Source organism: Nitriliruptor alkaliphilus DSM 45188 (genome assembly GCF_000969705.1).
Lineage (GTDB): Bacteria > Actinomycetota > Nitriliruptoria > Nitriliruptorales > Nitriliruptoraceae > Nitriliruptor > Nitriliruptor alkaliphilus.
The window spans coordinates 1,168,577-1,181,341 of sequence record NZ_KQ033901.1 but is presented as its reverse complement, the minus strand read 5'-3'; the positions used below and the strand labels follow the sequence as shown (position 1 = coordinate 1,181,341).

Here is a 12,765-nt window from a genome sequence, read left to right as displayed (position 1 = left end):
CATGATGTCAAATCGCTACGGCTTCGCCGATCCAGATGGCGTGCGCGCCAGCTACTTCTACTCCCGGAACTGGGACGCCTTCGCTCGCGAATGGCAAGGGCCAGCCGAGTACGTGAACGGCCTGTGGGTCGCGCCTCGCGAGCGTATCGAGGACGTTCAGCAGGAGCGGTTCCGGAGCGTGCTGGAGTACGGCTGGAGCAATCCCTGGTACGGCCAGCGGTGGCGCGAGCACGGCATCGAGCCGGGCGACGTCAGGGGGCTCGAGGATTTGTCGCGCCTGCCGACCTTCAACGTCGACGATCTCCGTGAGTCGATCAATGCGAGCCCACCGTTTGGATCCCACCAAGGCATCGGCTTCGGGCAAGGCGAACCCATCAAGATTCAGACGTCGGGCGGCACGACGTCCAAGCCGCGGCCAACGTTCTTCACGCCGTTCGAGATGGAGATGCAGGGCGTCTCGATGGCGCGAGCGCTCTACCTGCATGGAGCTGCACCGGGCGACCGGATCCAAATCCCGACGACCCTGTCCATGGCCAATCTTGGCTGGGCATACTACACCGCCGCGTTCCACTGGATGGGGATGGTCCCCATCACAACCGGCACCGGGAACGTGACCTCCAGCAAGCGACAGCTCGAGATCGCGTTTGACTGGGGCACCAACATCTGGGGTTCGTTCCCGGAGTACCTCACCCGCCTCGCGCAGGTAGCCGAAGAAGAGGGGCTGCACCTCCCCGACCTGCCTACCAAGTTCCTCTCTACGTACCTCGGACCCGACACAGAGGGCAAGCTGCGCGAGGCCCTTGAGGAAGCTTGGGGCGCCCCTGTCTACGACAACTACGGGGCGCACGAGATCGGGCACACCTCAATCGAGTGCATGGAACGAGACGGACTCCATATCTTCGAAGACCTCGTCTATTTCGAGGTCGTCGACGTAGATACCGGTAAACCGCTGCCGGAGGGTGAGAAGGGCAAGCTGGTCGCGACCAGCCTCTACCGTCGGTACCCACCCATCATCCGCTACGACCTCAACGACGTGACGCGGATCTTGCCCGGCGAATGCCGGTGTGGCTCCCATACCAAGCGTATGGACCACTTTCTCGGCCGCAGCGACGATATGGTGAAAATTCGCGGAGTCAACGTCTTCCCGATGGCCGCGCTCGGGGCGGTGCGCAGTCGACCTGACACGACCGGGGAGTGGGTCTGCATCGTCAATCGCATCGACCGCGGGCAAGAAATCCGCGACGAGCTGTCCGTACAGGTCGAGTACCGCGACGGCGCATCGCTGGAGGACTTCAAGCGCGATCTCGAGTCGCGCCTACACGACAGCTTCGGGATTCGCGTCGAGGTCGAGCCCGTCCCGGCCGGGTCGCTCGCGGAGTACACGTACGCTCGGGAGGGCAAGGCCAGGCGGCTGATTGACAACCGCTTCAGCTAACACATGAAACGCAGAACCTGTCCGTATCGCTTCGTGATGGTCCTTGCGGCTGCCGGGCACCACTGCTTCCATCCGATCACGGCACTTGCTCACCGTCGAGGACGAACTCAGCAAGCGGCCGCGCCAAGTGCTCGACGACCGTGCAGCCGCTGGGCTGTTCACAGCGCTACTAGCCTCACGAGATCAGTGGATGGTGGGGACCTGAAGCAGTGTGTCGTCGAGCGGTGGTCGGATTCTCGCGACCCGGTCCATCAGAACCTCGAGCTCACTATCCGCCCCCGCAACAAGATCGAACACAGATGCGAAGCGGCTCAGTCCCTGCTAACGGCAGGGTACGCCCAAGCGTCGTTGCTGAACTTCCAAACGGAACTCGTAACCGCGTTCTGGGCCGAGGAGTCGCTCGCCTCGGAGCTGCGGTTCCCAATCTTCGTCGAGACCATCAGCGCGTCAGGCTTGCTCACCGGAAGCGACGCGAGAGACGCCCTTCTCGAGGCCTTCGTCGACCTGTTTAAGGACCACGAGGCCGCCCTCGACCCCGACATCCTCCAAGATCCGCGCTACGAGTTCAGGATCCACCTCGTACCGAATGTCGCGCCAAAGACGGAAGCGGACCTGGCAGGCACCTACGTCGCGGCGCGCGACCTGACCGACGAGCAGCGGGCGGCGTTCGAGTCTCTGGGCACCACGAGCACCGTCATCGTCCACGAGAAGGAGCGTGCGGTAGCGAATGCCGGGCTGCTGAAGCCGATGCAGGCCGCGCGGGAAGCCGAGCAACAGATCCCGTTCCGCTTCGGAAAACTTCGATTTCACCACCGCGTGGAGGGCCCTCACCGTCCGCTCGCCCGGTGCTTCGGACCGGCATGAGGCCGCGGACGCCCGCTACTGCGTCTACGACAAGCCCAACAAGTCATACCTCTACACCCCGGCGTACGTGAAGAAACTCGTGAAGGCAACGCGTACGGCCAGCAAGTTCCGCAAATTCTTGGGGCGGGATCCGATAGCCAAAACGAGTGCGAGTGAGGGGTGACCCCTGCTCGCAGCGGCCGCGATCGACGACGGGGCCGATACCTCAACTGCACCTGTAGCCGCGCCGGGAGACCCCCACGGATATCGACTGACGGTACTCGGACTGGCCAGCTAGACACCGGCGCCGGCGAGCAGTTGCTGGAACTGCAGCTCGGTCTCGGCGGTGGGGATGGTCATGGTTGCGGTGACGTCGTCGGCTTCGTCGGCGTACCGATCGCGTAGCTGCTTCCAGATCCGGCCAACCTGGTCGCGTCGGCCTCGGACAACCTCAAGTCGGGCCCACTCCAGGTAGAGCGGCTCGGACGGGTCGCAGAGCAGCAGGCCACGCTCGATCGCGGTCTTCGCTGCGTCCCACTCGCCGTTCTGGCGGTAGTAGCTGGCGGCCTCGAACGCTGCTTCCTGAAGCTCGGTGATCGCCCGTTGGACGACGTCGGTGGCCCACGAGACCGGCAGGCCGGCGAAGGGCTCCCCACGGACCAACTCCAGCGCGGCCGTCATCTCGCGGTACCGAACAGCCTCGGGGAGCTGCCGCGCAGCGGCGAGGCGTGCGAACGCCCGGTCGAGGTCGGTTCCCACGTGGTCGGAGAGCTGCGGCCGCGCCGTGGCGGACTGTCGCCTCGGCACCAGCAGCTGACCGTCTGGGCCCTCCCCGAGGGCATCACGTGCCTTGGCCATCGCGGCCTTGACGCGCTGGCTCCCGGGCCTCGCCGCCTTGCCTGCCCATACGGCGTCCTCGAGCTGCTCCCGTGTGATCCCGTGGCGGTGGGTCGCCAGGTAGGCGATGAGTTCCATGGTCCGCGGCGTCAACCCCTCCAGCATTTCGCCGTCACGGACGATCTCGACCTGTCCGAGCAGGAGCACCTCGACGAATCGGGGTTCGTCGACCGAGGGCAGAGACACCACGACCTGCTCGCCGGCGCCGTCGCCCGCCTCGATCGGCACGGCGGCGTCGAGGTCGGTGCGACACAGCTCGGTGTCGATCAGGCCTGGGTCGACCTGGGGAAGCGCCAGCTCGACACGGCCACCATCAGGGAGCCGCAGCCAGCCGCGCTCCTCGGCGACCTCCAACACCCAACCGCTGTCGGGGGCATCCGCCCCAGCGATGACAGCGACCAGGCCGCCCATACCGTCCGGCACCCGTGGTGCGATGGTCCCCTCGTGGCAGACCAGGAGCCGCGGGACACGGTCCTCGGCGATCACGTCCGCGTCACGTTCGGCAACTGCTGCCGCCAACTCCGCGGTCGGGTCGTCGGTAAGCCGGACCTGGTCGAGCGTGTCGAGCAGTTCGTCGCCCACCACGACGACCTCGAGCGGCCCGGCGGTCCGAGAGGCGGCGACCTCCAGCGTGATCGCGCGGAGACGTTGGCGCACTGCGGAGTCGTCGCCGGTGACCGTCAGCGAACCCATCGCCCCGAAGTCCGCCAGGACGTTGGTCTCGCCGGTACGTCCGGCGGTCACGAGCAGCGGCAGACCGATCGACCGGACGGGCCCTCGGTCACCGATCCGCGCTGACCAGCCGATCGGTCCGTCGGCAGCGAGGTCCGCGACCGCCCACGGTGGCGGCGGCTCGGGCACTTCAGCACCGTCGGCCAACAGCAACGTCACCTCACCGCCGTCGGTCACCGTGACCAGCGGTGCGGCCACCCCCTCCGGGATCGAACACAGCAGCGACACCAGATCGTCCAGGGTGTCGTCCGGTGGTGTCGCCGCCTCGAGTCGGCTGACCTCCGCCTCGACGTTCGGTGCCGGTGTGGGGAGCCGCAGCCCCTGTGGACGTTGTTCGAGCGCGGCACGTCGTCGACGGCGCAGCAACGACACCGTGCCGGCTGCCAGCAGCGTCGCGGCGGCGGCGCCTGCGGTCAGCCCGACAGGGACGCCCCACGCCGTCCTCTCCCCTGCGTCGTCGCTGTCCGGGTGGTCCCACGCATCCGCCGAGGCTCCCTCCGCGCCGTTGTCGATCGCCGCCTGCCAACGTCCGCCTGCGGGGTCGCCCTTCGGCTCACGAGCCGCTTCGGCTGATGGAGTGTCGTTGTGTGCGCGGTCCTCCTCGCCGAGGGAGCCGTCCCCGCCAGCATCACTGCCGGCGTCCGCAGGCAGCGGGATCTCGGCCGAACGAGGCGGCTGCTCCGCTGTGGCCTGCTGTTCGTCGGCTGCGCCATCCAACGGTGGCAGGAGCATGCGCTGGCCGGGGTAGATCAGGTCCGGGTCGCCCGGCGGTTCCAGGCGGTCGAGGTTCATCTCGACCAGGTCGCCCCAGTAGATGGCTGTCTCGGTGTCGCTCGGTGCTGCGCCGTGCGCCTCCCTCAGCGTGTGCTCGGCGATCGACCAGAAGCTGTCGCCGTCCGCGACGACCACCTCGTCGTTTCCGCTAGCGGGCGGGGGTTCGGGATCCAGAGCGACCGGCACCGCACGCTCGGGCTCGGCGACCATCTCCGCTGGTACCAGCAGCCGCCAGCCAGCTTCGACGAACGCCTCGTCGCCGCTCAGGATCCGGCCGTCGACGTCGCGCCCCTTGTTGGCCTCCCGCAGCTGTTGCGCCGCCCCGGCGTCCCCGACGGCCGTCTGCGCGAACCCGGCCCACGAGTCGCCCTCGACCACCTCGACGACGAGCATGCCGTCCGGGACCTGCTCGCCGTGCGCTGTTCCGCCGTCGTAGGAGGCCACAGCTGCCGGAGGTGCAGCCGCGTGGGCCGCTACGGGTGAGGCCCATCCGCTCCCGGCACCGAGCTGACCGGCCAACGAGACGATCGTGGCCACCAGCGCCTGGACCGGCGCGAGCCTCACTTTCGAGGCTCGGCCGCTGAGCGCGGCGACCAGGTCGACACCCACCGCCGCCACCAGGCCGGCCCACGCCAGCCATCCGGCGGCCGCGACGACCTTCAACCACGTGGAGGTGGCCACGGTCCCGGTCAGCAGCGAATCGCCGACCAACCCCCAGTCGATCGGCCACGCCGGCAGAGGGTTGCCCGCCATCGCTGCCAGCACCAGCGGGGGCGCCAGCAGCAGGCCCAGGATGCCGGCCAGCTTGGCCGCTGCCTGTAGACGTCTCATCGCTCGTCCCTCCGTCAGCGGCTCACCACGGACTGGATCTCGCCGACCGGGAGCGCCACGGTCTCGATGGTGGTGTCCGCTGGCAGCGTCCCTGCGCCAGCGAGTGGGCCTCCCGCGACCCACGTCAGCGTCCAGCGCACGGTCGCCGTCACGGTGTACGTCTCATCCGGCTGAGCCGCGGAGGTGCGCTCGTAGACGTGGAAGCAGTCCGATCCGCCGACCTGGTCGTAGTAGCTCCGCCCGAAGTCGTACCTGGTGCCACCGGTCGGGCAGGTCAGGCTCGGTGACCCGTCACCAGGGTCGACCTCCAAGCCCTGTGGTTGGGCGGTCACCTCGACCCAGAGCGGTCCGTCCTCGGCGCGCGCGGTCACCGGTTCGGAGACGTCGGTCCACCACCACGACTCGGCGCCGACCACGCCAAGAACCTGTCCGTCGGGCGCCGAGTCGTACAGGTGACGCAGTCGCGGAGACGGGAGGTCGAGCGTCGCGGTGGCCTCCAGCAGCAGCCCGTCACGGATCTCCTCCCAGTCCGGTTCGGGTTCATCCTCAGGCCCCCCGCAGTTCTGGCAGAGCCAGGTCTCGCCCGAGGTCCCGTCGTCACACTCGTAGCGGTACAGGACCCAGTGCTCGCCGCCGTTGCGGATCTCCGATTCGTGCCACTCGCTCAGGCGCCACTCGCAGGCCGGGCCCCCGTCCCCACCGCCTCCTCCATCAGAGACCGGTGTTCCGTCGTCGGGCCCCGAGCCCTGGTCTCGGTCACCAGGGCAGGTGACGCCGACGGTGATCTCGCTCGGTGGAGGCTCCGGGTTGGGTTGCCTGACCTCGACACAGTCATCGCTCTGCGCGGCCGCAGGCCAGGCCAGCAGCAACGAGGACAACGCCAGCGCGCCCGTCAGGTACACGAGCCGGATCAGAGGCATCGGTGGCCCTCCGGTGCGTCGGGAGATCCAGCGACCACGATCCCGTCGCCCTCGGACTCGACGGTCTCGGCGAAGCGCCACTCGCCATCCTGGAGCTGCCAGCGACCGCGGCTCAGAGCGCGCATCTCGTCCTTGACCAGCTCACCGTCGATGATGGTCATGGCGTCGGGATCGCGGTTGCCGTCCAGACACCACTCGCCGGAGACCTCCGTCCGCGTGGCGCGGATGAGCTCGAGGTCGTAGGCGATGTCACCGCGGACACGGCCGGTGGGCTCGACCGGTTCGGTCTCGAGGATCTGCTCCCACCGGGCGTCGGTGACGAGCGGCTCCAACGCCTCGCGCTCCTCGAGGCCGAACGACGAGTCCACCCACGCCTGCACGGCCTCGTCGTGAGCCTCCCAGTTGGCTTCGACCTCCTCCGCGATGGAGGGCGGAACACAGTCCGCGGGCGGCTCCTCGGCGCGGAGGGCCGGGATGTCCTCGACGAGCCAATCGCCGTCAACGAACTGGTAGATGACCTCGAAGCGTGTGTAGGTGGGGGTCGACTCTGGCACTGCGGGGGCAGGCTCGCCGGTCGCGATGTCGACGGGTTCGGTCTCCTGCAGGGCGCACAGCTCGACGCGTTGCTGCTCTGCTCCGTCGCTCGCCGGGCGGATGACCTCTGCATGGGTGACTTGGCCCGATGGGCCGGATCCCGTCTCGGCGATCACGCTGAGACGATCGGTGAGGAACTCGTCGGCTGGCGAGTCGCCCACCACGATCCCGGCGCCGGCCCCCTCGATATCGATGTCCGCGGGGTCCATCGGTGCGAGCTGGATGATGGCGTGCTGTAGAGCGGTGTACTGCGCCACGGCAGTCTCAGCATCGATCATCGCTGCCTCGTCATCTGGCCCCGCGGTCGGCGACGAGGTCGGTGGCTGCGGGTCGCCGTCGGCTGCGTTCGGACTGCAGCCGCCGAGGAGGACCGCGACCGCGGCCAGCGCGACGAGATGCCGTGCGTCGAGGTTCGTCATGGGGAGCTGACTCCTTGCAGCAGGTCGGAGGTCGCGCTCGCTGAGACCGTCCGGCTGCGCACGCCGAGGAGTGCGAGCAGCGGCAGGTCGACCGTCGTCTCCACGGTCACGCTGATCGAGGTCCCGTCGGTGGCCACCACGATGGGCCCCGGGGTCATCTGCCTCGCGGCGACGACGTCGCGCGCTTCGCCAGCGGCCAGCGACGGGTTCATGGCGCGCGTCGCAGGGTCGACTGCCAGGGCGCCGGCTCGCGCGGCGGCCCTGGCGGTATCGCCCGTCTCCGAGACCGCCGACAGCACTCTCGCGCCGTCGGTGACCAGCGCGACCAGGACCATCGTGATGGTCGCCAGCCCGAGCATCCAGACCGTCGCCATCCCGTCCTCGTCGCGCATGCACCGGATCACCATCAAGCACCTGCCTCGACGATGTAGCGGTCGACCGTCGACACACCGACGGCTTCGAAGGTCCGGGTCCCGACGTTGAGGCCGCGCATCGGGTCCGTGCGAAGCTGGCAGCGGATCGTCACGGTGACCAGCTGACCTTCCCGGACGGTGCGCACCGTCAGTGCGTCGCACACGTTGGCCAGCCGGTCGGTCGCCAGCTGTTCCGCACGGGCGGCACGGACGGTCGGATCCCGGGTCGCTGCCGCGGACCGGGCCGCATCGGAGGCAGCGAGCTCGAGCTCGCCCGGGGTCTGACCCGCGGTCCCCGCCCACAGCACGAGCCAGATCAGCAGCGCGACCAGCGGCACGTAGAGGACGACCTCGACCAGCATCGAGGCAGCCTCGTCGCGCGGATCGCTGATCACGGCAGCCACCGCTCGTGGGTCGCTGTCTGGGAGACCGACACGGTCCTCGGCAGGGCAGGCGCGATCGCGGGGGCGAGGGCGGTCACCGTCATCGTGACCGTCCCGGCGGTGTCGTCCACCGTGGCGGCCGCCGTCACGCCGGTCGCCGCTGAATGGTCCTCCAGGACCTGGCGTGCGCGCGCAGGCCCGTCGGTCGTCGGGATCGCCCCGTACACCGTGGCCTCCTTCAACCCTTCGGCCGTCGCGGTGATGACGACCTGCCGGGTCATCAGGTACATCCCGAGGTGGAGCAACAGGACCATCAGCAGCGCGAGCAGCGGCGCGAGCAGCACCAGCTGGACCACCTGGGCGGCTCCGTCCTCGGCGGCGAGACGTCGTCGCCAGGTGCCGACCGGCGGTGCCGGTCGAACGGCATCGCCTCCTCGACGGCTACGGCAACGACGCATCGGTCAACCGCCGGAGGACGGCAGGTTGGATGCCTCGTTCTCCGCCCAGGGTTGGATGATGCCGAGCACGATGATCACGATCAGCGCGATACCGCCGGCCATCAACAGGCCGCCGACGACGTCCGAGACGCCGTCCTCCTCGCGGATCCGCTTGGCACCAGTGGTAGCCCAAGCGACCGCGTGCGGAAGTGGGGCGATCAGCAATGCCAGGACCTGGGAGGTCCACGCGAGGACGGTCACTACCGGGCGGCGGAGGTGTGGGGGATGCATCGTCAGCTCCTTGTCTCGTGCGTTCTCCAGGTCGTTGCCGTGGTGGTCAGGTGCCGATGAAGGTGGCCAGGGCCGGGAAGATGATGAAGATCACGACGCACAGCCCGAGGCCCACCAGCGGGGCGGCCATCTGCTTCTCAGCGCGGTTGGCGGCCGTGAGCTGGGTGGCGAGTTCCTCGTCGCGTAGCGAGGCAGCCCGGGCCGTGAGGGCGCGCGCCGGCGACGACCCCTGACGCGAGGCGATGCGCAGCTCCGCCGCCAGGGCACGCAGCTCCACCATCCCGAGCTGGGCCCCGAGTTCGTCGAACGTCTGCCAGATGCTCGAGCCGGACTGCACAGCCCGTTCGAGAGCGCGCTCCAGCGCCGTGAACGACCAGCCGCTGCCCGCCGCGGCTGCGTCCCGGAGGGCCTGCTCCTCGGCGGTGCCCGCACGGATCATCGTCGCGGTGAGCTGCAGGTATGCCGCAAGCGCCAGGCTCAACTCGCGTCGACGCTTCACCGCCTGGTCGCGGGTCTCGTACATCGCCAGCCACCAGCCTGCGGCGCCTCCGGCCAGGCCGACCGCCGGCGCGGCAGCCAGAGGCGCGCCCAGCGCCGCGAGACCCGCGGGCCAGAACAGCACGGGCACGACCGCGCCAGTCGCCGCCCACAGCAGCCGTCGGATGAGGAGCCGTTCGATGGTCGTGCCGGTGACCGCGAGGTCCGCGGCGAGCCGGTCGTCGACCGGGGTCAACCGTTGTTGGACACGGACCAGACGGCTGCGTCCGCGCTCGTCCACCGACGGCGCCGTCGACAGCGCGGTCCGGATCCGTTCGGAGAGCGCGGCAGGCCGTGGCACGAGAGCCACGACGGCCAGCGCCGCTGAAGCTGCGGTGAGCGCGCCGGCGAGAAGCCCGATGCTGACCATCAGCCCGCCTCCTCACGGATGAAGAAGCGCGACGGCCGCTGAGGTCGTGCCATCCGGTCGAGCGACCACAGGCACAGCGCTGCGACGCCAAGGATCGCTGCCAGTACCACCTGTCCCAACGAGGTGGTGTAGACGGCCATCAGCTCCGGGTTGGCGAGGGTGAAGTAGCAGGCCAAGGCCGCGAAGATGGCGATGACCATCCACCGCTCGGTGCGTACCGACTGCAGCCGCGCGTCGATGTCACGCTGTTGGCGCACGTCCTGCTCCCCCCAGGCGATGAGGTCATCCAGGGCAGTGGCTACCCCGACGTTCTGACGGGACAGCGCGTTGACCAGGACCGCAACCGCGGCGTCTGCCACGTGGTTGTCGACGTCGTTCGCGAACCCGCGCAACGCGCGGATGGGACCGAGGCGCTCCATCCGCGCCACCATCCGGTGCGACGCGGACGCGAGCGGCGAGTGGGGTGGCTGGAGGGTCGCGACCTCGGCCAGCGCCTGCTCCAGACCGCTGCCGGCAGCCAGCACCGTCCGAAGCTGCAGCAGCCACAGGTGGACCGCTTCGAGCATCGCCTGCTCACGCCGCCGCTGCCGGCTGGTGGCGATCATCGTCGGTGCCAACCAGAGCACCGCGGCCGCCGCGACTCCGAGGACGACGATGCGAGTCGCCACGAGGATCACGAGGGCCACTACCACGGCGGCCAACGTTCGGCGGTGCGAGAGCAACCCAGCAACGAGTCGGCGATGCCGCTCGATCTGCGGGACACCCGTAGTTCCGGCTGCGGCCAACAGCGTCAGCAACGCCACGGCGGACAGGACGCCAGCCACCATCCCTGCCAGGCTCGGGCTCACCGGATCACCTGCCCGTTGGATGCGGAGGCCGGCACGAACCCGTACGGCGCCAGCCGCTGAACGAGCCGGTGCGAGAGCCCACCCGCACGCAACGTGGCGCGACCATCTGAGCCAGGGACGAACACGTCGTGGAAGGTGGCCTGGCCCTCAGCCATCGAGACCTCGGCGACCTCGGAGACGAACCGGGCGCCGCTCGAGGGATCCTGAGCCTGGAAGATCACCAGGTCGACCGCGTCGGTCAGCAGCTCCATCGCGGCACGTTCACCGAGTTGGCCGGTCCTGATCATCAGCGCGCGCAACCGTCCGATGGCCTTGTGCGCCGAGGTGGCGTGGACCGTGCACATCGAGCCGCCCGTCGACCCGAGCATCGCGTCCACCATCTGTTCGGCCTCGACGTCACGAACCTCGCCGACCACCACACGGTCGGGGTTCATCCGCTTGGTGAGCCGCAGACAGTCGGCGAGCGTGAAGAGCCCGGCCGCCTCGGAGTTCGAGCTACGGGTCTCGAGCGACACGAGGTCCGGGTGCAGCAACTGCCCGTTCGCATCGATGGCTTCTGCCAGCTGGAGTTCGCGGGCGTCCTCGGCGGTCACGATGCGTTCGCTGGCCGGGACCTCGTTGAGCAGTGCCCGCATCAGCGTGGTCTTACCTGCGCCCTGCCCACCGGCGACGACGAGGTTCAGCCGAGCACGGACCGCAGCGGTCAGGAACCGGGTGAGTTCGTCGGAGAGCGCACCGACCGCGACCAGCTCCGCGAGTCGGTGCAGGGTGGTGGTCGGCCGACGGATGGTGATGGAGGGGCGGTCCGAGACGACCATGACGGCGGACAGCCGGTGCCCGGATCGCAGCTGGAGGTCCAGGGTCGGGTTGGCGCGGTCCCAGGAGCGCGGCGTCTCGCCGTGCCGTGACGCCACCAGTTGGAACCGCTCGATGAGCGCGTCGTCGGAATCGGCCACCGCCGGGAGCTGCTCGCGGGTGCCGTCGTCGAGCACAGCGAAGACCCGGTCGTGTCCGTTGACGTGGATGTCCTGCACGCAGGGATCATCGAGGAGTGGCTGGAGACGGCCGAGGCCGAACAGCTCGGCCCAGAGCGCTTCCCGGGCGGCGGCGAGCGTCGGCTCGCTGACGTCGAGGGCGGTCACTTCGCCGGCCACCGCCTGCCGTCGGAAGTCCTTGACGGTCTCCGCGATCCACATCGCTCCCCGTTCGACCAGGTCATCACCGCGGAGCTGTTGGTCGTCGACCGCGTCGGAGAGTCGACGTTCGAGCGGCGGCAGGGCCCAGGTCACGATCTCGCGGACCGCGGGCCGCGACCACTGTTCGAGCAGTCTCCTCACACGCCCACCTCGGCTCTGGGGTCAGCGAGTTCCTCGGGGTTGACGCGCTCCATCAGCTCGCCGGCCTGACGCACCAGGGGTAGACGCGCCAGCAGCCAGCCGCCCGGCGCGCCGACCCCGCGGAGAGCAGCTGCTGCACGACGGTCGTGAACGAGTTCTGCGATCACCGGCCACCCGAGGGTCTCGGACACCTCGCGCTGGTCGTAGTGACCATCACCTCGCCGTCCGGGTGCGAGGACCACCTCCACCGAGCAGGTTCGTTCGAGCAAGGGCCGCCACGTCGTGGCTGCGGTGGCCTGTTCGACGTTGCCCTCGAGCACGAGCCACAACCGGTCAATCCGGCGCAGCAGCTCCACGGTCGCGTCGTCCGGCTGGAGGCGCCCCAGATCGATGAGCGCAGGCCGGTCGAGATCAGCGATCCGGTCGGCGAGGAACCTCGTCGTCCCCGACCGGCTCATCGTGATCGCTGACGGATCACCTGCGAGCAGACGTGACGTTCCCGTCCACGGTCGTGCACGCTGCCAGAGCTCCGAGGCCGTCGCCTCCTCGGTCGTGGCCTCGACGAGACCGGGCTCACGATGCCATCCCCACCTCGTCGAGAAGACGCCACCATCCGGTGGGCACTCGATGATCAACAGGGGCCTTCGCGAGGCCGTAGCCATCGCGGCGATCAGTGTGGACACGCCAGGGGCACCCCCCAGAGA

At 69.2% G+C, this 12,765-nt stretch carries 13 protein-coding genes; 2 read left to right on the top strand and 11 right to left on the bottom strand.

Annotation, left to right across the window (positions count from 1 at the left end; translation table 11 throughout):
- Positions 1–40 precede the first annotated feature (40 nt).
- Positions 41–1,435, top strand: coding sequence for a phenylacetate--CoA ligase family protein (locus NITAL_RS05555; protein WP_211262219.1), 1,395 nt, complete (start codon positions 41–43; stop codon positions 1,433–1,435).
- A gap of 3 nt (positions 1,436–1,438) precedes the next feature.
- On the top strand, positions 1,439–2,299 hold the full coding sequence (locus NITAL_RS29365) for a DUF3644 domain-containing protein (protein ID WP_342674204.1): 861 nt from the start codon (positions 1,439–1,441) through the stop codon (positions 2,297–2,299).
- Positions 2,300–2,572: 273 nt separating this feature from the next.
- Here the strand turns inward: NITAL_RS29365 and NITAL_RS05545 are convergent, their stop codons facing one another.
- From NITAL_RS05545 to NITAL_RS05495, 11 genes are all read right to left on the bottom strand, one after another.
- The gene (locus tag NITAL_RS05545) at positions 2,573–5,512 is read right to left on the bottom strand and encodes a LysM peptidoglycan-binding domain-containing protein (protein ID WP_052665146.1); all 2,940 of its coding nucleotides are present in this window, start codon (positions 5,510–5,512) and stop codon (positions 2,573–2,575) included.
- Between the two features lie 14 nt (positions 5,513–5,526).
- Entirely contained in the window at positions 5,527–6,432 is a 906-nt protein-coding gene (locus NITAL_RS05540) for a hypothetical protein (RefSeq protein ID WP_052665145.1), read from the bottom strand.
- Positions 6,423–7,445: a hypothetical protein gene (locus NITAL_RS05535; protein ID WP_052665144.1), complete on the bottom strand. Its 1,023-nt coding sequence runs from the start codon at positions 7,443–7,445 to the stop codon at positions 6,423–6,425. The genes NITAL_RS05540 and NITAL_RS05535 overlap by 10 nt, the downstream gene beginning before the upstream one ends.
- A complete protein-coding gene (locus NITAL_RS05530; RefSeq protein ID WP_157041643.1) occupies positions 7,442–7,852 on the bottom strand; it encodes a hypothetical protein in 411 nt (136 codons plus the stop codon). Before NITAL_RS05530 ends, NITAL_RS05535 begins: the two co-directional genes overlap by 4 nt.
- Positions 7,852–8,262 (bottom strand): hypothetical protein, encoded by a 411-nt coding sequence (locus tag NITAL_RS05525; protein WP_052665142.1) that lies wholly within the window; start codon positions 8,260–8,262, stop codon positions 7,852–7,854. The genes NITAL_RS05530 and NITAL_RS05525 overlap by 1 nt, the downstream gene beginning before the upstream one ends.
- On the bottom strand, positions 8,250–8,597 hold the full coding sequence (locus tag NITAL_RS05520; RefSeq protein ID WP_052665141.1) for a TadE/TadG family type IV pilus assembly protein: 348 nt from the start codon (positions 8,595–8,597) through the stop codon (positions 8,250–8,252). The genes NITAL_RS05525 and NITAL_RS05520 overlap by 13 nt, the downstream gene beginning before the upstream one ends.
- 105 nt (positions 8,598–8,702) lie before the next feature.
- On the bottom strand, positions 8,703–8,969 hold the full coding sequence (locus NITAL_RS05515; protein WP_157041641.1) for a hypothetical protein: 267 nt from the start codon (positions 8,967–8,969) through the stop codon (positions 8,703–8,705).
- Positions 8,970–9,015: 46 nt separating this feature from the next.
- Positions 9,016–9,876: a type II secretion system F family protein gene (locus tag NITAL_RS05510; RefSeq protein WP_052665139.1), complete on the bottom strand. Its 861-nt coding sequence runs from the start codon at positions 9,874–9,876 to the stop codon at positions 9,016–9,018.
- Positions 9,876–10,724, bottom strand: coding sequence for a type II secretion system F family protein (locus NITAL_RS05505; RefSeq protein WP_083441251.1), 849 nt, complete (start codon positions 10,722–10,724; stop codon positions 9,876–9,878). The genes NITAL_RS05510 and NITAL_RS05505 overlap by 1 nt, the downstream gene beginning before the upstream one ends.
- Entirely contained in the window at positions 10,721–12,061 is a 1,341-nt protein-coding gene (locus NITAL_RS05500) for a TadA family conjugal transfer-associated ATPase (protein WP_052665137.1), read from the bottom strand. Before NITAL_RS05500 ends, NITAL_RS05505 begins: the two co-directional genes overlap by 4 nt.
- A complete protein-coding gene (locus tag NITAL_RS05495; RefSeq protein ID WP_157041640.1) occupies positions 12,058–12,744 on the bottom strand; it encodes a hypothetical protein in 687 nt (228 codons plus the stop codon). The genes NITAL_RS05500 and NITAL_RS05495 overlap by 4 nt, the downstream gene beginning before the upstream one ends.
- Positions 12,745–12,765 lie beyond the last annotated feature (21 nt).

Coding starts and splice junctions, on each gene's coding strand:
- NITAL_RS29365 (WP_342674204.1), top strand. CDS start 1,439: ATGAAACGCAGAACCTGTCCGTATCGCTTCGTGATGGTCCTTGCGGCT.
- NITAL_RS05545 (WP_052665146.1), bottom strand. CDS start 5,512: ATGAGACGTCTACAGGCAGCGGCCAAGCTGGCCGGCATCCTGGGCCTG.
- NITAL_RS05540 (WP_052665145.1), bottom strand. CDS start 6,432: ATGCCTCTGATCCGGCTCGTGTACCTGACGGGCGCGCTGGCGTTGTCC.
- NITAL_RS05535 (WP_052665144.1), bottom strand. CDS start 7,445: ATGACGAACCTCGACGCACGGCATCTCGTCGCGCTGGCCGCGGTCGCG.
- NITAL_RS05530 (WP_157041643.1), bottom strand. CDS start 7,852: ATGGTGATCCGGTGCATGCGCGACGAGGACGGGATGGCGACGGTCTGG.
- NITAL_RS05515 (WP_157041641.1), bottom strand. CDS start 8,969: ATGCATCCCCCACACCTCCGCCGCCCGGTAGTGACCGTCCTCGCGTGG.
- NITAL_RS05510 (WP_052665139.1), bottom strand. CDS start 9,876: ATGGTCAGCATCGGGCTTCTCGCCGGCGCGCTCACCGCAGCTTCAGCG.